Raw genomic sequence first — 20,130 nt, forward strand, 5'->3', positions numbered from 1 at the left:
ATCAATGCTCCAGGCCTGTACCCATGAATTCCCAAAGCATCATCGTCCCGAAAATCTCCACCCTGCCGGTACACGAGCCCCGGGCTCGGGCGATTGTGCGTTGGCTGGTGCGCAAGAACATCATCAAGGAAGAACTGACCACCTGCGGTCGCACCGGCAACCGCATGGCCCACGCCATCGCCGAGGGCGCCCGCGACGTGGTCTTGCACCCCGAAGCCCTGCCGTTTGGCGAGCAGATCAACGGTCTGGAGATCGTGACCAAGCGCTGCATTTACACACCGGCCAAGGGTTTTCTTGGCGAGGCGGGTTGTGCCGAGTGTCGCAAGGAGGTGGGTGAGGCCTTGTTCGAAAGTCTGGAAGACTGGATGCCGGGGCGTACCGATAACTTCACTTGCCCCGAATGCGGGCATGAAGACGATATCAACGGTTTTCTGTTCCTGCAGGAATGCGGTTTTTCCAACCTGGGCTTCATCTTCAACAACTGGGCCGAGGCCGGGTTCAAGCAGAGCTTTCTGGACGAGTTTGCCGACTGGCTCGACCAGCCTGTCAGTTGGGTCAAAGTCGAACTTTGAATAAATAACGGTAGGAGCGAGCCGGCTCGCTCCTACATAGATTTACGGTGTTAAAAGTCCCGTTGATCACTGCTTCGATAATAGACAGAGTTTTACATTGAACCCGAGGGGGTGTCTGACTATAATGGCGCGCTTCCATTTTCCCGCTCGGGAGCCCCCGCGATGCTGCGTATCAGCCAAGAAGCTCTGACATTCGACGACATTCTCCTAGTGCCTGGTTATTCCGAGGTGCTTCCTAACGAAGTCAGTCTCAAGACCCGCCTTACCCGTGGCATCGAGCTGAATATCCCACTGGTTTCCGCTGCCATGGACACCGTCACTGAAGCCCGTCTGGCAATTGCCATGGCTCAGGAAGGTGGTATCGGCATCATCCACAAGAACATGACCATCGAGCAGCAAGCTGCCGAAGTCCGCAAGGTCAAGCGTTACGAGGCCGGCGTGGTCAAGGACCCGATCACCATCGAGGCTGACGCCACGGTGCGTGAACTGTTCGAATTGACCCGCATGCACAACATCTCCGGTGTTCCAGTGCTGCACGATGGCGACCTGGTCGGCATCGTCACCTCCCGTGACGTGCGTTTCGAAAACCGTCTGGACGCCCGCGTCCGTGAAGTGATGACGCCTAAAGAGCGTCTGGTCACGGTCAAGGAAGGCGCCAACAAGAACGACGTCCGCGAACTGCTGCACAAGCACCGCATCGAGCGCGTGCTGATCGTCGACGACAAGTTCGCCCTCAAAGGCATGATGACCGTCAACGACATCGAAAAAGCCAAGGCTTACCCGTTGGCCAGCAAGGACGATCAAGGTCGTCTGCGCGTTGGCGCCGCCGTCGGCACCGGTAAAGACACCGGTGATCGCGTCGCGGCCCTGGTCAGCGCCGGTGTTGACGTGGTGGTGGTCGACACTGCCCACGGTCACTCCAAAGGTGTGATCGACCGCGTTCGCTGGGTCAAGCAGAACTTCCCTGAAGTGCAGGTCATCGGCGGCAACATCGCCACCGGCGCTGCCGCCAAGGCCCTGGCCGAAGCCGGCGCTGACGCGGTCAAGGTCGGTATCGGCCCTGGCTCGATCTGCACCACCCGTATCGTCGCCGGTGTCGGCGTCCCGCAAATCAGTGCCATCGCCAACGTCGCCGCTGCCCTTGAAGGCACTGGCGTTCCGTTGATCGCCGACGGCGGCATCCGTTTCTCCGGTGACCTGTCCAAGGCCATCGTTGCCGGTGCCTCCTGCGTGATGATGGGTTCGATGTTCGCCGGTACCGAAGAAGCGCCGGGCGAGATCGAACTGTTCCAGGGTCGTTCGTACAAGGCTTACCGCGGCATGGGTTCGCTGGGCGCCATGTCCCAGGCTCAAGGTTCCTCCGACCGTTATTTCCAGGACTCCTCGGCAGGCGCCGAGAAGCTGGTTCCGGAAGGCATCGAAGGTCGAGTTCCGTACAAGGGCACCCTGAGCGCCATCATCCATCAACTGATGGGCGGCCTGCGTTCTTCCATGGGCTACACCGGTAGCGCCAACATCGAAGAAATGCGCACCAAGCCTGAGTTCGTGCGGATCACCGGCGCTGGCATGGCCGAATCCCACGTTCACGACGTGCAGATCACCAAAGAAGCGCCAAACTACCGCGTAGGTTGAGCCTTCTAGCAAAAAGTTAACGACCGGGGCTGTTTTATTCAGCCCCGAGTTGTTTCTGAATCACGACTGTTTCTGAATGACTTAGACGAGACTGAATCATGGCCCTCGATATTCACGCTCACCGCATCCTGATCCTCGACTTCGGTTCCCAATACACCCAGCTGATCGCCCGTCGCGTTCGCGAAATCGGTGTGTACTGCGAACTGCATCCGTTCGACATGGACGAGGAAGCGATTCGCGAATTCGCTCCGAAAGGCGTCATCCTCGCCGGCGGCCCCGAGTCCGTGCACGAAGCCAACAGCCCTCGCTGCCCGCAAGCGGTCTTTGACCTGGGCGTACCGGTCTTCGGTATCTGCTACGGCATGCAGACCATGGCCGAGCAACTGGGCGGCAAGGTAGAAGGTTCCGAGCTGCGTGAGTTCGGTTATGCCCGCGTAGACGTGGTCGGCAAGAGCCGCCTGCTCGACGGCATCGAAGACCACATCGACGCCGACGGCCTGTTCGGCCTCGACGTGTGGATGAGCCACGGTGACAAGGTCACCAGGATGCCGGAAGACTTCCACATCCTGGCCAGCACCCCGAGCTGCCCGATCGCCGGCATGTTCAGCGACGAGCGTCGTTACTACGGCGTGCAGTTCCACCCGGAAGTGACCCACACCAAGCAAGGCGGCCGCATTCTGTCGCGCTTCATCCTCGACATCTGCGAGTGTGAAGCCCTGTGGACCCCGTCGAAAATCGCTGAAGACGCCATCGCCCAGGTACGTGCCCAGGTCGGCACCGACAACGTGCTGCTTGGCCTGTCCGGCGGCGTGGATTCGTCCGTGGTTGCCGCATTGCTGCACAAGGCCATTGGCGACCAGCTGACCTGCGTGTTCGTCGACAACGGCCTGCTGCGCCTGCACGAAGGCGAGCAAGTGATGGCCATGTTCGCCGAGAACATGGGCGTCAAGGTGATCCGCGCCAACGCTGAAGACCAGTTCCTTAACAACCTGGCTGGCGAAAGCGATCCAGAGAAGAAGCGCAAGATCATCGGCCGCACCTTCATCGACGTGTTCGATGCCGAATCCTGCAAGCTGGACAACATCAAGTACCTGGCCCAGGGCACCATCTACCCGGACGTGATCGAGTCGGCTGGCGCGAAGAGCGGCAAGGCCCACGTGATCAAGTCGCACCACAACGTGGGCGGCCTGCCGGAAGAAATGAACCTCAAGCTGGTTGAACCCCTGCGCGAGCTGTTCAAGGACGAAGTCCGTCGACTGGGCCTGGAACTCGGCCTGCCGTACGACATGGTCTACCGTCACCCGTTCCCGGGCCCGGGCCTGGGCGTGCGGATCCTCGGTGAAGTGAAGAAGGAATACGCCGACCTGCTGCGTCGCGCCGACCACATCTTCATCGAAGAACTGCGCAAGGCCGACTGGTACCACAAGGTCAGCCAGGCCTTCGTGGTGTTCCAGCCAGTGAAATCGGTTGGCGTGGTCGGCGATGGCCGTCGTTACGCCTGGGTCGTGGCCCTGCGTGCCGTGGAAACCATCGACTTCATGACTGCGCGTTGGGCACACCTGCCTTACGAACTGCTGGAAACCGTCAGCGGTCGCATCATCAATGAAATCGAAGGCATCTCCCGCGTCACCTACGACGTGTCGAGCAAGCCGCCAGCGACCATTGAGTGGGAATGATCGTAATTGAGCCTGTGAACACAGGCTCAAAACGATAGCGACAAAAGAAGCCCCCGATCGTGAGATCGGGGGCTTCTTGCGTTTCAGGGGTTGAGCCCACAGTGAATCAGCCAATGAGTTACACCGGCAAGCGCCCCTGGAGGTTCATGCCCATACGGCTAAGACCCCAGGACAGCTCGTCGATGCTGGCGTAAGGCACTTGATGCACTTCGGTCCAGGCGGGGCGATGGATCAGGTAGCTGCCATCAGCCGTGCGCTCGACCGCTGTTCGGACCACTTGGCCGTCTCTGCTGCGATGGAACAGCGCCCAGCTACCGTTCGACTTCTGAAACGTGAACATGCCTTGCCTGAATAACATCCGGCTCAATTCCTCCGGCGTCCTTTCGAGCAACGGCAGTGGCATCTGCAAGCTCAAGTCAGCGTGCAGGGTGTCGTAATTTCCGCCGGTGGACTCGGGCTGGTCTGCAAAACCGCGGCCCACCTCGATGCCTCGATCGGTTTCAATCAGCAGGCTTTCTTCCGGCAGCACCTCTTCGATGCGCAAACCAATACCGCCCTGCATCTCACTGATGCCGGACATTCCGCGAAAGGTGTTGACGTTTTCCTGGTCCGTCAGCACTACCCATTTTCCTGCTCCGTTGATCGTTTTGTCGGCCTCCATGATGGTGTGGGTAAGGTAGGTCTTGATGGCTTGCTCATGCATGTCGGGGAGTGATGAGCCGGGGTAACGGTAACTGGCCAGGCAGTCGGTTGCCTGAATCCGAATGTTATTTTGTTGAGCCGCCTTGACCACTTCAAGCGGGGTGAATCTCCCGGTGGGATCGCTTTTCAGTTTTTGCAAATACACCCTGAGATCATCGGGCATTGCCCCGCTCTCGAAAAATTGATCGAGCTCCACCTGGTTGAAATCGTTGAGCAGGCGATGGAAATAGATCGTCTTGACGTCCTGTTGGGCCAGGGCCGGCATGTTCTCAATGAGAAACCGCATGCTGCCAATGCGGTCCTGGCTTTCACCGATGACCAGGCCCGGTGCCGCTTTAAATACCTTTGGAATCAATTCTTCGGCAGTGGTTGCTGGCGTCACGCCAGGAAGCGGAGGACGAGGAGGTAATGAGGCGGTGAATTCACTGCGGGCAAAGAATTGACGGGCGTCTTGCGACAGCTTGGCGCGCGGGGCCGCGATGTATTGCTCGTAAGTGGTTTCTCCGCGAAAGCTTCCGTCTGGCTGACGGACCATTTTGATATGGGTTTCTCTCTCGCCCATCGCCACTTGTCTGATACGGAATCGGTTGGCTGCATCGTATTGCGTGGCAGGGCGGCGCGGGATGGCCTGTGATGGTTCTTGAACAGGGGGCGAAGCCGGAACAGGCGCGGAGGCCGAAGCGCGAGACCCTCCCGGATGCCGGTTGCCACCCCCCTTGAGCCCGGCTCTGGGCGTCAGCTCCCATTGACCCTCGGCATTGAGGCGCACTGGGAGGGAACCTGAAAATGCGTTGGGATTTTCAGGATCGATGATGGCCCAGGTGCCGCCTCCGTTGGGATCGGCTTCATAACGCACGTAATAGGCCATGTCATCGAGCAAGATCGCGCTGGAGGGGTTGGAGTCGAGTGGGTAGATGCCCTGGAATTTTCCGGCATCACTCAGGGGTGTCCGCCCCTCAAGCAGTTCATTGGCTTGCCAGTGATCCGGTATCTCGATGGGGTGAGTGGTTTCTGACAAGGACGAATCGAGTTCAGTTGCCGGTTCGGCGGGCCAGCCCATAGGCTTCATGCCCTTTGCAACCAACGCTTGCTTGAGCTCTTCGAGGTTGTCCACGGTCATGGACTCGTAGGCTGGGCGAAGCGGGGTATCCAGATTCAGCCGTCCACCCGGCGTGGATCTGATGACGCTGTCCGCCATCCCGTTGTTGGCATTGCGATATACCACAAGGACGCTGCTGCGGTAGCGCTGAAAGGTGAACATCCCCGGTTCAGGCAACAGCGCTCGCAGTTGTTGCGGGGACCTGTATGCCCATGGAGTTTCCACCTGCACGAGCACGTCACCTTTGATCAGTGCATGGACGCTGTCGAAGTCCATGCCATCCGATACGTAAAAAACCGGGGAATCCGGATAGTCCGCATGCTCCACAGCCAACCCCGGATCGGTGTTGATGGGTTGCGCTTGCCCCGGCGCTACCTCACCGATACGAATGCTCAGGGCGTCGGTCTGTTCGCTGATGCCGCGATAGCCTCTGAATGTCGCCATGTTTTCCTGATTGACCAAGGCAATCCATTTGGCCGGCTCTTTTAATGCTTCATTGAACCGGATGACCTCGCTGGCAAAAAAACTCCTGGCCATCTGGTAGCCGGATTCCCAGTCAATCGCTTCTTTGTTGATGTTGTAGGTCGTCGACATGTCGAGGGCCTGCACCCGGATCTTTTGAGCGTTGGCGGCTTTGACCAGCGCCAGCAGATTGAATTTGCCTGTGGGGTCGTTGCCGGCCTTGATGTCGAGTTTGTTCAGGTAGTTTTCCAGCTCGGCAGGCATTTCACCGGTGCGCGCAAAAGTGTCCAGTTCGAGTTGATTGACGTTGGCCAGCAGCTCCTGCAGGTACAGAGTCTTCACACCCTGTTGAGCGAGCGTTGGCATGTTTTCGATGAGGAACTGTTTGCTGCCGATGCTGCCCCGGCTCTCGCCGACGACCAGGCCCGGTTTTTTCGCGTAGGCCGTTTCAAACAGTTCGCCGGGCGTGGCAAACGCTTGTGCAGAGAGTGCCGGTTGGCTCTGCGTCGGTGGGTGAAGCTCGTACCAGGCCTTGGCGTCGCTGATCAGGTTGCGACGAGGTTCTTCCTGGGCCATCTCGAATTCGCTGAGCGTGACGACCTCTTCGCCGGCATCGGACATGAGTACGCTGTGGACGTCGATGTCTGCCACTGACCAGATCCGTCTGAACGGGCTGCGGACGTCGGGTCCGCCAAGCGCCCATGCCCTCATTTCAGGGTCGTCAAGCCCCGGCACGTGAACGCCTGGTCGTTGTGACCATTCCTCGACCGCGGGGGAGGAGACGGCCGGTGCTTGCATCCCGCCTCTGAGGCCCAGTTTTGGAACGACTTCCCATTCTCCCGAATCATTCACAAACCGTACTGGAATCGAATCCCCGAAGGCATCGGGATTGGCCGGGTCGATGATCGCCCAGTATCCACGCCCGTTGAGGCTGTTCTCATAGCGCACGTAATAGGCATTGCCGTTGAGTTTGATGGCGGACGAAGGATTCGAGGCGAGCCGATACGTACCCTCGAATTTGCCTGGCTCACGCACCAGGGCATTGTCACTGAGCACTTCATCAATCCTGAAGGCGTCCGGTACCGCTGGCGCTGGCCTGCCCTCAGTCGAGCCCGTGACAGCCTCTGATGCTCCTTCAATGGGTTTGACCTTCGATCCGGCGGTCTCGGCAGGGGTGGATGATTCAACCAGATCGGCCATTTCCCTGGCTTCGGCGGCTTCAATGTCCGGGCCGATTTCCTCCAGCGATCCCGGGCCTTTGAGCATCAGGAGGTTGAACAGTAAATCGATACCGCTGAACACGGCGCCAAGAACGCCGGCCTTGCGATCCCCGGCGGTTTTGCCATTGACTGCCTGATCGATGTTCAAGCCCAGGCTGGCAATACTGGCGCCGACCACGGGCAGGGCAATCGGCCAACCGACCACCGCCATGGGGCCAAATACTTTTAAACCGGCACTGAGGTAACCGATCCACAGTTTCTTGCGCAGATCGCCATTGGACGTCAGCGAGAGTTCGGCTTCGGCGAACATTGCGTTTTGGGTCGAGTTGCTCAACCAGCTGAATGCGTCGCCGGTGATGACCTGGTTTTTTTGATTGATCAGGTGATGGTCGTACTTGCCCCAGGTACTGACCAGCCGGTTCATGATATCGGTGATGTTCTTCTCGATGGCATGACGATCAGCCAGGGAAAAGTGGGTCATGAAGCCCTGGCGAGCGCCTTCTTCGTTCATCTGCTGCAACATCCAGTAGTGCATGTCCGTCGCGGTTTCCAGCACTTTGAAAGCGACGGTTTCACCGGGCATGTACACGATCTGGCGACCCTTGGGCGCGACAAAACGCAGGATATTAGTGGCCACGTATCCGTCGACGTCCAGAGCCCGAACACTGTCGGCGCAAGGGTGTTGAGCCTGCAGCATTTGCAGGTCGACGGGCCAGTTGATCGGACCCATCACGGCGTTTGTGACGAACTGGAAGTCATCGTCGCTCAACTGCCGTTTGTCCCTGGCTTTTACGGCCTGTATCAGAAAATTGCATTTGGCCAGGGTTCGGAAATCGGTGCCGGACTGCTTCCAGAACGCAGTCAACTTGTCGGTATAGAGCGTGCTGAAATCGATGTCCCAGAACGCCTTCAGCACCTCGTCGCCGTGCAGGCGTACTTCGTTGGTTTCGTTGAACCTCGCGGCTTTCGGGCCAGCGGTATAAAAGCCTGAATAGACGTCCAGCAGGTCAGCGTTGTCCTGGTCGCCGACGCGAAAGCGCTGGATCACCAACTGCGTCAGGGTCAGGGTGGATGTCAGTGTGGCGGGGACGTGCTCCCAGCCGGTGAAAGCTTTGGAACTGCTTTCGGCTGTGTCGAAACGGTGGAAGTACACCTGATCGGGATCGAGGTCGGTAATGCCGGATTTTTTCAGTAAGTCGCTGGCGACTTCGTGCGCCGTGTCTTGCAGGCTCGGGCACGTCTGGATGACGGTGGTGGCGATCGCCTTGAGCGCGGCTTTGTCGGCGGCATTGGGCAGCGGCTGTGTTTCGTTCGGGTTCATGCGCTCTCTTTCCATGAGATAACGGGATGTCGAGGATGGCCGGTCTTTTCGAGGCAAGTGCACTACATAGTTATGCCCACAGCCGGTGTGCGGCCACACGTCACCCTTACTGTTTCGCAATTGCAGGTGTATCGTATTCGCCTTTTGCGGGCCCAGGGCCCGAAGCTGATACGTGAGGTAGTTGAGTCCATGTCCTTTACCCGTCGACAAATACTCGGTGGTCTGGCCGGTCTTGTAGTGGTTGGCGTGGGAGCCGGCGGCGCGTCGCGTTACTGGCTGGGCAAAATGGCGGACGCCGAGGCGGGCCATGACTACGAGCTGATCGCCGCGCCGCTGGACGTCGAGCTGGTGCCTGGACACAAAACCGAAGCCTGGGCCTTCGGCCCGTCGGCGCCGGGCACCGAGTTGCGCGCGCGCCAGGGTGAATGGCTGCGGGTGCGCTTCATCAACCACCTGCCGGTTGCCACCACCATTCACTGGCACGGCATCCGCCTGCCGCTGGAAATGGACGGCGTGCCGTACGTCTCGCAACTGCCGGTGCTGCCGGGCGAGTATTTCGACTACAAATTCCGTGTGCCTGATGCCGGCAGCTACTGGTATCACCCCCATGTGAGCAGCAGCGAGGAACTCGGTCGTGGACTGGTTGGCCCGCTGATCATCGAAGAGCGCGAGCCGACCGGTTTCAAGTACGAAAAAACCTTGAGCCTCAAGAGCTGGCACGTCGATGACGAAGGCGCTTTCGTCGCGTTCAGCGTGCCACGCGAGGCGGCCCGTGGCGGTACGGCGGGGCGTCTTTCGACCATCAACGGGGTCTCTCAACCGGTCATCGAATTGCCCGCCGGACAGATCACCCGCGTGCGCTTGCTCAACCTCGATAACACCCTGACCTATCGCCTGAATATCCCCGGCGTCGAAGCGCAGATCTATGCGCTCGATGGCAACCCGGTCGAGCCGCGTCCGCTCGGCAAGGAATACTGGCTCGGTCCCGGCATGCGCATTTGCCTGGCGATCAAGGCGCCGCCGGCCGGTGAAGAGTTGTCCCTGCGCAACGGCCCGGTGCGTTTAGGTACATTGCGTTCAGTGGCCAATACCGATGCGCCGACCGACTGGCCACCGGCGCTGCCCCCAAACCCGGTGGCCGAACCGGACCTGGCCAATGCCGAAAAACTCAACTTCAATTTCGAGTGGGTGGGCTCGGTGTCGGTGAGCGTCGATAATGGCAAGCCGCCGAGCCTGTGGCAGATCAACGGCAAAGCCTGGGACATCACCGACAAGACCTGTGCCGACCGGCCCATTGCCAGGCTCGAGAAGGGCAAGAGTTACCTCTTCGAATTGAAAAACATGACTCAATACCAGCACCCGATCCACCTGCACGGCATGAGCTTCAAAGTCATCGCCTCGAACCGGCACAAGGTCATCCCGTACTTCACCGACACTTACCTGTTGGGCAAGAACGAGCGCGCACAAGTGGCGCTGGTGGCGGATAACCCGGGCGTGTGGATGTTCCACTGCCATGTGATCGACCACATGGAAACCGGCCTGATGGCCGCCATCGAGGTGGCGTGATGCGTCAGATTCGTCCCGCCGCCATCATCGACCGTAGCCGTGATCGCGACTTCATGCGTGAAGCCCTGGCCCTGGCTGCCCAGGGCGCCGCTCTCGGCGAAGTGCCGGTGGGCGCGGTGCTGGTGCAGGACGGCGAAATCATCGGTCGCGGCTTCAACTGCCCGATCAGCGGCAATGACCCGAGCGCCCATGCCGAGATGGTCGCGATCCGCGCCGCCGCCCAGGCCGTGAGCAACTATCGCCTGCCGGGCAGCACGCTGTACGTGACTCTGGAGCCGTGCAGCATGTGCGCCGGGCTGATCGTGCACTCACGGATTGCGCGGGTGGTGTATGGCGCGCTGGAGCCCAAAGCGGGGATCGTGCAGAGCCAAGGGCAGTTCTTCACCCAAGGCTTCTTGAATCACCGGGTGTTGTATGAAGGCGGGGTGTTGGCCGAGGAGTGCGGGGCGGTGTTGAGCGAGTTCTTCAAGGCCCGGCGCGCAAAACCCGCTGAATAAAGGACAACATCAAACCCTGTGGGAGCTGGCTTGCCAGCGATGGCGTCGGCACATCAAACATTGATGTCGACTGATCTACCGCAATCGCTGGCAAGCCAGCTCCCACAGGTTTTTGCTGCGTTTTTAAGATCGGCTTATTTGCGAGCGACAATCACCGCCCGCATCGGCGCCGGCAGCCCTTCTATGGTCTTGCTGTGGTCCTCGGGATCCAGGAAGTCACTCAGCGACTGGTACTTCATCCACTCGGTGCCGCGCTGTTCCTCGACCGTGGTCACGCTCACATCCACGCACTTCACGTCGCTGAAACCGGCACGGCGCAGCCACAATTCCAGCGCCGGCACCGACGGCAGGAACCACACGTTGCGCATCTGCGCATAACGGTCTTCCGGCACCAGCACCTGATGTTTGTCGCCTTCGACCACCAGGGTTTCCAGCACCAGTTCGCCGCCCTTGACCAGGCAATCCTTCAGCGCCAGCAAATGCTCGATCGGCGAGCGGCGGTGGTAGAACACGCCCATGGAAAACACCGTGTCGAAGCCTTCCAGGTTCGGCGGCAGGTCTTCGAACGGGAACGGCAGATGCCAGGCATTTGGTTCAGACAGGTAACGCTGCACGGCCTGGAACTGGCAGAAGAACAGCCAGTTCGGATCGACACCGATCACGCTGTCCGCGCCGGCACCGAGCATGCGCCACATGTAATAGCCATTGCCGCAGCCGACATCGAGGATGCGTTTGCCCTTGAGGTCCAGGTGCGGAGCCACCCGCGACCATTTCCAGTCCGAGCGCCATTCGGTGTCGACGTGCACGCCAAACAGGTCGAACGGCCCTTTGCGCCATGGCGACAGCCCCATCAACGCCGTACGCATCTGCGCGCGAGTTTCATCGTCGCAATCGGTGTCGAGTTTCAAGCCGTTGAGCAAATCGACTTCGCTCGGCTGGATCTTCGGCAGGGCGTCGAGCGCGCTTTGCCAGCGCTCCAGGTCGCCGTGGCCCTTTTCCATTTTCTTGTCGAGTTGCGCCTGCAGGGTGTTGGCCCAATCGGCCAGTGGTGTACCGGCCAGACGGCGGGCGAGGGGGGACAGATCAATCATGGCAAGGCAATCAACGAGGCAAAGTTAAGACACTGGAACCACGGCACGACTTTCGAGAACCCGGCGGCCAGCAGGCGTTCGCGGTGTTCTTCGAGGCTGTCGGGCTTCATGACGTTTTCGATGGCACTACGCTTCTGGGCGATTTCCAGTTCGCTGTAGCCGTTGGCGCGTTTGAACGCGACATGCAGATCAGTGAGCAGCGCGTGCTCTTCCGGGTCGTTGAAGCGCAGTTTTTCCGAGAGGATCAAGGCACCGCCGGGCAGCAGCGACTGACGGATGCGCGACAGCAACGCCGTACGTTGCTCCGGGGCGATGAATTGCAGGGTGAAGTTCAGCGCCACCACCGAGGCAGGCTGGAAGTCGAGGGCGAGGATGTCGCCTTCGATCACTTCGACCGGCAGCAACTCCTGGAACATCGAGTCCTGACCGTTGAGGTACTCGCGGCAGCGCTCGACCATCGCCGCCGAGTTATCCACAGCGATGACGCGGCAACCATCGGTACGCACGTGACGGCGCAGGGCCTGGGTCACGGCACCCAGCGACGAGCCCAGGTCGTACAGTACGCTGTTGGGCTGGGCGAACTGCGCGGCGAGCACGCCGAGGTTTTCGACGATGGTCGGATAACCTGGCACCGAGCGCTTGATCATGTCCGGGAACACCCGCACCACGTCCTCGTTAAAGGCGAAGTCAGGCACCTGGGCCAAAGGCTGGGCGAAAAGGCGATCGGGTTCTTTGCTCACGGCGGTTCCAGCGGCGTAGGTGGAAAAGGCCGGCATTTTAGCCAAGTTGGCGCGGGGATGCGCGGGTTGTCTGATAAACCGCCAGGCAGCCTGCAAAGTCTGTGTGTTCAGTGATATTGCTATCGCGAGCAAGCTCACTCACACAAGGACGGCGCTGTGCCTGTGGGAGCGAGCTTGCTCGCGATGGGGGCAGCGCAATTTATGAGTGAACGCCGACGCTGTAATGTCCCGTTACCTCCATAGCCGAGAGATAAAACCAGCGCAATAATCTGGTGAGTGCTTTATGGAAAGTGGGCAGGATGTTGAGTTGAGGTGGTCCAATCTGAAATGTATTCTCCGAATTCTCCCCATGTTTGTCTTATCTTCAAAGTGTAAACACCTCTAGTTAAACTCCAGTTTGTAACTACCCTCCATTCAAGTCCCCATTCCCCGAGATTCGTGACGCCGGATCCTAAGTGGACTTCGTTTGGCGTACTTTGATGGAATGCTTCAATTTCGATAATGGAGTTGGCAAGTGCTTTGCCTGCGAACTGCTGGTTCCTGTCAAAAATAGGAGCTGTGTTCATTGGCGTATATATAACGGGTGGGGAGGCGTAAACGCTGTATGTTACTGAATTGGAGATCTCATCTGACCCAAAATGGCGCGCGCGAATAGTGAGTGCAGGGTGAGGGAAGCCGTCTATCTTTTTACTCCAGTTTCCTGATGGGCCAACATCGCCAGCCCAATGCCATACATTCGGGCTGTCAGATCTTTCGATATATACCGCTTTTCCAGGCGTGCCGCCTGTTCCAGCCCAATAGAGATCTTCATCACCAATGGACTCATTATTTTTAGGCGAGGTTATAGTTAGTGCAAAAACACCAGTGGGCTTGTCTTTTGTTTGAATGACGTCGTCGAAGCCGTTAATGGTTTTTCGATCTGTTTTTTTTGATGAAAATTCCATGCTGATTAACTCCGTTTTAATGGAGTAATTAAGTTAACGAAGGCGTGCGGGGATCTTAACTGTCAGAAATACTAGTTCCGACAGACGGTGTTAGGGTCGTGGGTGAGCGAACTCTTGAGGAAACGCTGACGCCGTAATTCCCCATTGCCCCAGCCAATAACTGACGATGATCACATAAGGCGCGGCATTGAACGGCACGACAAAGCGGCTGATGCCAATCACGCTATCCGAAAACACAAACGCTACTGCACCAACCGCTGCCAGCAGCGCCGAGCGCTTGGGCACGTCGGTGCCGAGTCGCGCCAGCGCGCGCCAGAGCATCGCGCTGATGGCCAGGCCATAGACGATCACCGGGATCAGCAACGGCCCGAGCCCGTGAGCGATCAGAATCCCCAGCAGCACGGCGCCTACACCCGAGGCCAGGATCAATGGCAACAAGGCCAGGCGCCGACAATCGCTCAGATACGCTTTCAGGTAAGTCAGATGCGCAACCAGAAACGCCCCGAGCCCGAATACGAACAGGTCCCCCGGCCAGGCCAGCAGCACATCGCCGAGCAGGGAGAAGATCAATCCGAGGCTGATCCAGCGCCGATACTCGCTCGGTGGCGCATCGTGCAGCCAGCCGAGCAGCGCCAGGACGGGCAGTGGCTTGACCAACAGGCAGAGCAGCGCGGCGTGCACGCTCAGGCCGTAGAGGAACGTCACCGCGCCCATGAGCGCCAGAATCAGCCAGCCCACGGTCAGTTAACCGATATGTTGCAGTCGAACGAATCCACCGGCAGCACTTCCGGCGCCCAAGGCTGTTGCGAAGTCAGACGCAAACGCCCGGTCCCGGTGGTGAAGGCCTGAAAGCGCCAGGTGGAAATCCCGGCCGCGCCGACCACACCGGCATCTTCCGGGTTGGTATAGACCTCGGGGCTGAGCGCACGCAACACGCCACCGGCCGAATCCTGGATGGCCCAGCGGTAACCCGTGGTCGGGTTGCTTGGCAGGGTCAGGATCAGGTTTTGCCCGCTGGTGAGCTTCACCGGGCATTCGCTTTGTTTTTCCACGGTCACATTCTGCTTCGGTTGCGTGGCGCAGGCGGCCAGCAGCGCGAGGACGAGGGGGACAAACAGGCGAGTGGGGGACATAAGGTCAGTGGCTCCGGCGTTCACGACGAACGGCGAGCATAACTGAGATGAGACAGGGTGTGACAGTCGCAGAAGGATGTGGTGGCAGGGAGGACGCCTTCGCGGGCAAGCCCGCTCCCACAGTGTTCAGCGGTGCTCACACATGTTGTGTTCACCGCAAAATCCTGTGGGAGCGGGCTTGCCCGCGAAAGCAATCAAACAGTCACTACAGGACTATCAGAAAAGTACCTTCGCCACATCCGCAAAGCGCTTGGCGAAGTGCACGGTAATGCCTTCCTTCAGGTACTCCGGCAGTTCCTCGAAATTGCCCCGGTTGGCCTCCGGCAGAATCAGCTCGAAAATCTTCTGCCGCCGCGCCGCGATGACTTTTTCACGTACCCCGCCAATCGGCAGCACGTGCCCGGTCAACGTCAGTTCGCCGGTCATCGCCACGCCTTTCTTGGGCGGCTGGTTACGTGCCAGCGAGAGCAGGGCGCTGGCCATGGTCACGCCGGCGCTCGGGCCGTCTTTCGGGGTGGCGCCTTCCGGTACGTGCAGGTGCACGAACGCCTCGTCGAAGAACTTCGGATCACCGCCAAACGACTTCAGATTGGAACTGACGTAGCTGTAGGCGATTTCCGCGGATTCCTTCATCACATCACCCAGTTGCCCGGTGAGTTTGAAACCACGGTTCAAGGTGTGGATGCGCGTTGCTTCGATCGGCAGGGTGGCGCCGCCCATGCTGGTCCAGGCCAGCCCGGTGATCACGCCGATGCCCGACAGCACTTGCTCGTTGCGGAACACCGGTTTGCCCAGTGAGGTTTCAAGGTCTTTGGGGCCGAGCTTGATCACGGCATTCGGGTCGTCGAGCAGCTTCATCACCGCTTTGCGCACCAGTTTGCCGAGGTTTTTTTCCAGCTGACGGACACCCGCTTCGCGGGCATAACCGTCGATCAATGCCTTGAGCGCGCTGTCGCTGATGCTCAGGCTGCCTTTGGACACACCGGCCTTCTCAAGTTGTTTCGGCCACAGGTGACGCTTGGCGATGGCGACTTTTTCTTCGGTGATATAGCCCGACAGGCGAATCACTTCCATCCGGTCGAGCAACGGCCCGGGGATCGAATCCAGGGTGTTGGCGGTGCAGATGAACAGCACCTTCGACAGGTCCATGCGCAAGTCGAGGTAGTGGTCGAGGAATTCGACGTTCTGCTCCGGATCGAGGGTTTCCAGCAGCGCCGAGGCCGGGTCGCCCTGGTAGCTCTGGCCCATCTTGTCGATCTCGTCGAGCATGATCACCGGGTTCATCACCTCGACGTCTTTCAACGCCTGCACCAGTTTGCCCGGCTGCGCGCCGATGTACGTGCGGCGATGGCCCTTGATCTCGGCTTCGTCGCGCATGCCACCGAGGCTGAAGCGGTAGAACGGCCGGCCGAGGGATTCTGCGATGGATCGGCCGACGCTGGTCTTGCCCACGCCCGGCGGGCCGACCAGCAACACGATGGAGCCGCTGATCTCGCCTTTATAGGCACCGACCGCGAGGAATTCGAGGATGCGGTCCTTGATGTCATCGAGGCCGGCATGGTGCTTGTCCAGCACCTTGCGCGCGTACTTGAGGTCGAGCTTGTCCTCGCCGTACACGCCCCACGGCACCGAGGTCGCCCAGTCGATGTAGTTGCGGGTGACGGCATACTCCGGCGAGCCGGTCTCGAGGATCGACAGCTTGTTCATTTCCTCTTCGAGGCGCTTCTGCACTTGCACCGGCAGGACTTTACCCACCAGTCGCTGTTCGAACTGTTCGAGGTCGGCGCTGCGGTCGTCCTTGGTCAGCCCCAGTTCCTGCTGGATGACCTTGAGCTGTTCCTTGAGGAAGAACTCGCGCTGATGTTCGCCTATCTTGCGGTTAACTTCGGCGGAAATTTCTTTCTGCAGGCGCGCGACTTCGACTTCCTTGCGCAGCATCGGCAGGACTTTTTCCATGCGCTTGAGCATCGGTACGCAATCAAGCACTTCCTGCAGTTCGCTACCGGTGGCCGAGGTCAGGGCGGCGGCGAAATCGGTCAAAGGCGACGGATCGTTGGGGCTGAAGCGATTGAGGTAATTCTTCAGCTCTTCGCTGTACAGCGGGTTGAGCGGCAGCAGTTCCTTGATCGCATTGATCAGCGCCATGCCGTAGGCCTTGACCTCGTCGGTCGGCTCGGTGGGCTGGTGCGGGTATTCGACTTCCACCAGGTACGGCGGGCGATGGTGTTTGAGCCAGGTCTTCAGGCGCACGCGGGTCAGGCCCTGGGCGACGAACTGCAGCTTGCCGTTTTCGCGGCTGGCGTGATGCACCTTGACCAGTGTGCCGTAGAGCGGCAGGGCCGAAGTGTCGAAATGACGCGGGTCTTCCTGGGGCGTGTCCATGTAGAACAGGGCCAGGGAGTGGTGCTCGGATTTGCTCACCAGGTCCAGGGTTTCGGCCCAGGGCTCTTCATTGACGATGACCGGCAGCACCTGGGCCGGGAAGAACGGTCGGTTGTGGATCGGGATGATGTAGACCTTGTCCGGCAGGTTCTGGCCAGGCAGGGCGAGGCCTTTGCCGGTGGAGTGTTGGGTGGTGTTTTCGGGGTCGGCGTATTCGCTTGGGTCTTCAGGGAATTCTTGCTGGTCGCTCATGGGGCACCTGCGCAATGGAGTATGGGTCTTAGATGGGGCAGGTTGGCGGTGGTTTCAATGATGCCTGGGCATTAACCAGTCATTCAAAGGTGTATTCAGCAGGGATTCAGGTTAGCTGGATTTCACGGCGACACGTCCCTCTGTAGGAGCGAGCCTGCTCGCGAAGGCGTGTCAGTTGACACCAACGTAGCTGATACACCATCGCGAGCAGGCTCGCTCCTACAGGAGTGGGGTGCGCAGTGTTTTGAAATCTGCGGGCACAAAAAAGGCGACGCCTGTGAGGGCGTCGCCTTTCGTTTTACTGCCGCTAAAACTTACTCGGGCAGTTTGTACGCAATCACATAGTCACCCATCTTGGTCCCCAGCGAACCATGACCGCCGACCACGAGCAGCACGTATTGTTTGCCGTCCTTGCCGGTGTAGGTCATCGGTGTCGCCTGGCCGCCGGCCGGCAGGCGCGACTTCCAGAGTTCCTTGCCGGTGTTGACGTCATAGGCGCGCAGGTACTGATCCAGGGTGCCGCTAAGGAAGCCGACACCGCCGGCAGTGACCATCGAGCCGCCCATGCTTGGCACGCCAAGGGTCAGGCCGATCGGCAGCGGCGAGCTGTCGCGGCTGGTGCCGTTCTTGCGTTTCCACACGATTTTGCTGGTGGTCAGGTCGATACCGGCCACGTAACCCCAGGACGGCGCCTGGCATGGCACGCCGAACGGCGACATGAACGGGTGCATGATCACCGCGTACGGGGCGCCCGTGTTTGGTTGCACGCCTGCGGTTTCGCTCTCGCGCTTGCTGCCGGCCGCCACTTGGGCGCGCGGTACCATTTTCGAGACGAAGGCCATGTAGTTCGGGCTGGTGAACAACATCTGGCGAACCGGGTCGACCGACACGCCGCCCCAGTTGAACACGCCGACGTTACCGGGATAGATCAGGCTGCCCTGTTCCGATGGCGGGGTGTACTGGCCTTCGTAACGCAGTTCCTTGAACTGGATGCGGCACAGCATCTGGTCGAACGGACTGGCACCCCACATGGCTTTTTCGGTCAGTTCCGGGGCCAGCAGGTTCAGGTCCGAACGGGCCTGGGTCGGTGCGGTGTGGTCACCCTTCACGGCGCCTTGCGGAACCGGGATTTCACGGATCGGAATGATCGGCGTGCCGTCGCGACGGTCGAGGACGTACAGGCTGCCTTGCTTGGTCGGTTGGATCACAGCCGGCTTGATGCCGTCAGCGGTTTTCATGTCCAGCAGGGTTGGCTGGCTGCCGACGTCCATGTCCCACAGGTCATGGTGGGTGAACTGGTAGTTCCAGCGCACCTTGCCGGTGGCCAGGTCCAGAGCGACCAGGCCGGCGCTGAATTTTTCCGCGCCAGGGGTGCGGTCCGCGCCCCACTGGTCAGGCGTCTGATTGCCCAGCGGCAGGTAAACCATGCCGAGTTTTTCGTCGACGCTGGCCAGCGACCACATGTTCGCCGAGTTGCGGCTGTAGATCTGGCCCGGTGCCAACGGCTCGGTGGCGTCCGGGTTGTTGCTGTCCCAGTTCCACACCAGGTGACCGTCGCGCACGTCGTAGGCGCGGATCACGCCGGACGGCTCGTTGGTCGACTCGTTGTCGGTGACGTGGCCGCCCATGATCACCAGGTCACGGGTGATCGCGGCCGGCGAGGTGGAGTAGTAGCCACCCGGTGTGAACGGGCCGATGCCCTGGGTCAGGTCCACCACGCCGTTGTTGCCGAAGCCTTCGCAGATTTTGCCGGTGTCGGCATTCAGTGCGATCAGGCGCGCATCGGCGGTCGGCAGGTACAGGCGACGCGGGCAAGCCTGGGCAACGGCTTTACCGGCCTCGGAGATGACAGCCGATGCGGCGTTTTCAGACTTGGCGTAAGCGGCTTCGTCGTAGTACGACACGCCACGGCAGGTCATGTGGGCGAAGCCCTTGAAGCCCACCGGGCTCTTGATTTGCGGGTCGAAGCGCCAGATTTCCTTGCCGGTGTCCGGGTCCAGCGCCAGCACCTTGCTGTGGGCGGTGCAGGCGTAGAGCATGCCGTTGGCTTTGAGCGGGGTGTTCTCGTTGGTCAGTTCCACCGGGTCATCGGCGGTCGGCAGGTCGCCGGTGCGGATGCGCCAGGCTTCCTGCAACTTGCCGACGTTGCCGGGGGTGATTTGCTTGAGCGGCGAGTAGCGATCACCGAATTCGCTGCGGCCATAGGCCTGCCAGTCGCCTTCGGGCATGGTTGGCGCGGTGCTGGTCATGTCGGCGCTGTCGCGGCCCAACTCGCCGAGGACTTCACCGGGGTGGGTGAACTGGCTGGCAAGGGCGGTGGCACCGGCCAGCACCACGGCCACGCTCAATGCGCCGGTGCCCAGTGGCGCAGTGCCGTCACGCAGCAATGGACGGCGGAACCACGGCAACAGCATCACCACACCCAGGGCGAACCACAGCGCCAGGCGCGGCACCAATTGCCACCAGTCGAGGCCCACTTCCCACAAGGCCCAGACGGTGCTGGCGAACAGCACCAGCGCGTACAGGCCCAGTGCGGCGCGACGGGCGGCGATCAGCAGAACGCCGGTCAACGCGATGCCGATACCGGCCAGCAGGTAGTACAGCGAGCCGCCCAGCATGCTCAGCTTGATCCCCCCGGCCAGCATGGCCAGGCCCATTAGCAGAAGCAGTATGCCGAGCAAGGTCGGCAATAGACGGCTTCGACCCAAGGCACCCTCAGTGCTCATAGTGTGATTCTCCGTGACGTTTCAAGTTGTCCCGCGCCAGTTCACTGTAGATGACGATCCGGCGCGGGCATGGTTCAGATAAAAACGGTTTGATTGATGCAACCACCTGTAGGAG

General features: G+C 60.0%; 13 protein-coding genes. 5 read left to right on the plus strand and 8 right to left on the minus strand.

Annotated elements, in window-relative coordinates; all coding sequences use genetic code 11:
• Positions 1–23 precede the first annotated feature (23 nt).
• The 3 genes from ACX3YD_RS21385 to guaA all read left to right on the plus strand — a co-directional run bounded on the left by ACX3YD_RS21385 (position 24) and on the right by guaA (position 3,880).
• Positions 24–572 (plus strand): hypothetical protein, encoded by a 549-nt coding sequence (locus ACX3YD_RS21385; RefSeq protein ID WP_047538160.1) that lies wholly within the window; start codon positions 24–26, stop codon positions 570–572.
• Positions 573–734: 162 nt separating this feature from the next.
• Positions 735–2,204 carry an IMP dehydrogenase gene (gene guaB / locus ACX3YD_RS21390; RefSeq protein WP_103405802.1) on the plus strand — a complete coding sequence of 490 codons (1,470 nt, stop codon included), beginning with the start codon at positions 735–737 and terminating at the stop codon, positions 2,202–2,204.
• Positions 2,205–2,302: 98 nt separating this feature from the next.
• Complete coding sequence (guaA, locus tag ACX3YD_RS21395) at positions 2,303–3,880, plus strand: glutamine-hydrolyzing GMP synthase (protein ID WP_103405801.1); 1,578 nt, start codon at positions 2,303–2,305, stop codon at positions 3,878–3,880.
• Positions 3,881–3,998: 118 nt separating this feature from the next.
• Here the strand turns inward: guaA and ACX3YD_RS21400 are convergent, their stop codons facing one another.
• A complete protein-coding gene (locus tag ACX3YD_RS21400; protein WP_458960928.1) occupies positions 3,999–8,684 on the minus strand; it encodes a membrane-targeted effector domain-containing toxin in 4,686 nt (1,561 codons plus the stop codon).
• Between the two features lie 189 nt (positions 8,685–8,873).
• Here ACX3YD_RS21400 and ACX3YD_RS21405 point away from each other — a divergent pair, with 189 nt between their 5' ends.
• A complete protein-coding gene (locus ACX3YD_RS21405) occupies positions 8,874–10,250 on the plus strand; it encodes a multicopper oxidase family protein (protein ID WP_458960929.1) in 1,377 nt (458 codons plus the stop codon).
• The gene (tadA, locus tag ACX3YD_RS21410; protein WP_103405798.1) at positions 10,250–10,747 is read left to right on the plus strand and encodes a tRNA adenosine(34) deaminase TadA; all 498 of its coding nucleotides are present in this window, start codon (positions 10,250–10,252) and stop codon (positions 10,745–10,747) included. The genes ACX3YD_RS21405 and tadA overlap by 1 nt, the downstream gene beginning before the upstream one ends.
• Before the next feature lie 134 nt (positions 10,748–10,881).
• Here tadA and cmoB read toward each other — a convergent pair whose 3' ends face one another.
• From cmoB to ACX3YD_RS21445, 7 genes are all read right to left on the minus strand, one after another.
• Positions 10,882–11,838 (minus strand): tRNA 5-methoxyuridine(34)/uridine 5-oxyacetic acid(34) synthase CmoB, encoded by a 957-nt coding sequence (gene cmoB / locus ACX3YD_RS21415; protein WP_458960930.1) that lies wholly within the window; start codon positions 11,836–11,838, stop codon positions 10,882–10,884.
• Positions 11,835–12,614: a carboxy-S-adenosyl-L-methionine synthase CmoA gene (gene cmoA, locus ACX3YD_RS21420; protein ID WP_177318187.1), complete on the minus strand. Its 780-nt coding sequence runs from the start codon at positions 12,612–12,614 to the stop codon at positions 11,835–11,837. The genes cmoB and cmoA overlap by 4 nt, the downstream gene beginning before the upstream one ends.
• Before the next feature lie 245 nt (positions 12,615–12,859).
• Positions 12,860–13,522 (minus strand): hypothetical protein, encoded by a 663-nt coding sequence (locus ACX3YD_RS21425; RefSeq protein WP_458960931.1) that lies wholly within the window; start codon positions 13,520–13,522, stop codon positions 12,860–12,862.
• Between the two features lie 90 nt (positions 13,523–13,612).
• Positions 13,613–14,260 (minus strand): lysoplasmalogenase, encoded by a 648-nt coding sequence (locus ACX3YD_RS21430; protein WP_458960932.1) that lies wholly within the window; start codon positions 14,258–14,260, stop codon positions 13,613–13,615.
• Positions 14,261–14,262: 2 nt separating this feature from the next.
• Complete coding sequence (locus ACX3YD_RS21435; protein ID WP_458960933.1) at positions 14,263–14,655, minus strand: protease inhibitor I42 family protein; 393 nt, start codon at positions 14,653–14,655, stop codon at positions 14,263–14,265.
• A 216-nt stretch (positions 14,656–14,871) separates the two neighbouring features.
• Complete coding sequence (gene lon / locus ACX3YD_RS21440) at positions 14,872–17,289, minus strand: endopeptidase La (protein WP_458960934.1); 2,418 nt, start codon at positions 17,287–17,289, stop codon at positions 14,872–14,874.
• Between the two features lie 314 nt (positions 17,290–17,603).
• Positions 17,604–20,015 (minus strand): glucose/quinate/shikimate family membrane-bound PQQ-dependent dehydrogenase, encoded by a 2,412-nt coding sequence (locus tag ACX3YD_RS21445; protein WP_458960935.1) that lies wholly within the window; start codon positions 20,013–20,015, stop codon positions 17,604–17,606.
• Between the last annotated feature and the right edge of the window lie 115 nt (positions 20,016–20,130).

The sequence above is a fragment of the Pseudomonas fluorescens group sp. PF-1 genome (genome assembly GCF_054481335.1).

Excerpts from the sequence above, each read along its gene's own strand:
- cmoA (WP_177318187.1), bottom strand. The coding sequence starts at position 12,614 with ATGCCGGCCTTTTCCACCTACGCCGCTGGAACCGCCGTGAGCAAAGAA.
- lon (WP_458960934.1), bottom strand. The coding sequence starts at position 17,289 with ATGAGCGACCAGCAAGAATTCCCTGAAGACCCAAGCGAATACGCCGAC.
- ACX3YD_RS21405 (WP_458960929.1), top strand. The coding sequence starts at position 8,874 with ATGTCCTTTACCCGTCGACAAATACTCGGTGGTCTGGCCGGTCTTGTA.
- ACX3YD_RS21435 (WP_458960933.1), bottom strand. The coding sequence starts at position 14,655 with ATGTCCCCCACTCGCCTGTTTGTCCCCCTCGTCCTCGCGCTGCTGGCC.
- tadA (WP_103405798.1), top strand. The coding sequence starts at position 10,250 with ATGCGTCAGATTCGTCCCGCCGCCATCATCGACCGTAGCCGTGATCGC.
- ACX3YD_RS21400 (WP_458960928.1), bottom strand. The coding sequence starts at position 8,684 with ATGAACCCGAACGAAACACAGCCGCTGCCCAATGCCGCCGACAAAGCC.
- ACX3YD_RS21385 (WP_047538160.1), top strand. The coding sequence starts at position 24 with ATGAATTCCCAAAGCATCATCGTCCCGAAAATCTCCACCCTGCCGGTA.
- ACX3YD_RS21425 (WP_458960931.1), bottom strand. The coding sequence starts at position 13,522 with ATGGAATTTTCATCAAAAAAAACAGATCGAAAAACCATTAACGGCTTC.
- guaA (WP_103405801.1), top strand. The coding sequence starts at position 2,303 with ATGGCCCTCGATATTCACGCTCACCGCATCCTGATCCTCGACTTCGGT.
- cmoB (WP_458960930.1), bottom strand. The coding sequence starts at position 11,838 with ATGATTGATCTGTCCCCCCTCGCCCGCCGTCTGGCCGGTACACCACTG.
- guaB (WP_103405802.1), top strand. The coding sequence starts at position 735 with ATGCTGCGTATCAGCCAAGAAGCTCTGACATTCGACGACATTCTCCTA.
- ACX3YD_RS21445 (WP_458960935.1), bottom strand. The coding sequence starts at position 20,015 with ATGAGCACTGAGGGTGCCTTGGGTCGAAGCCGTCTATTGCCGACCTTG.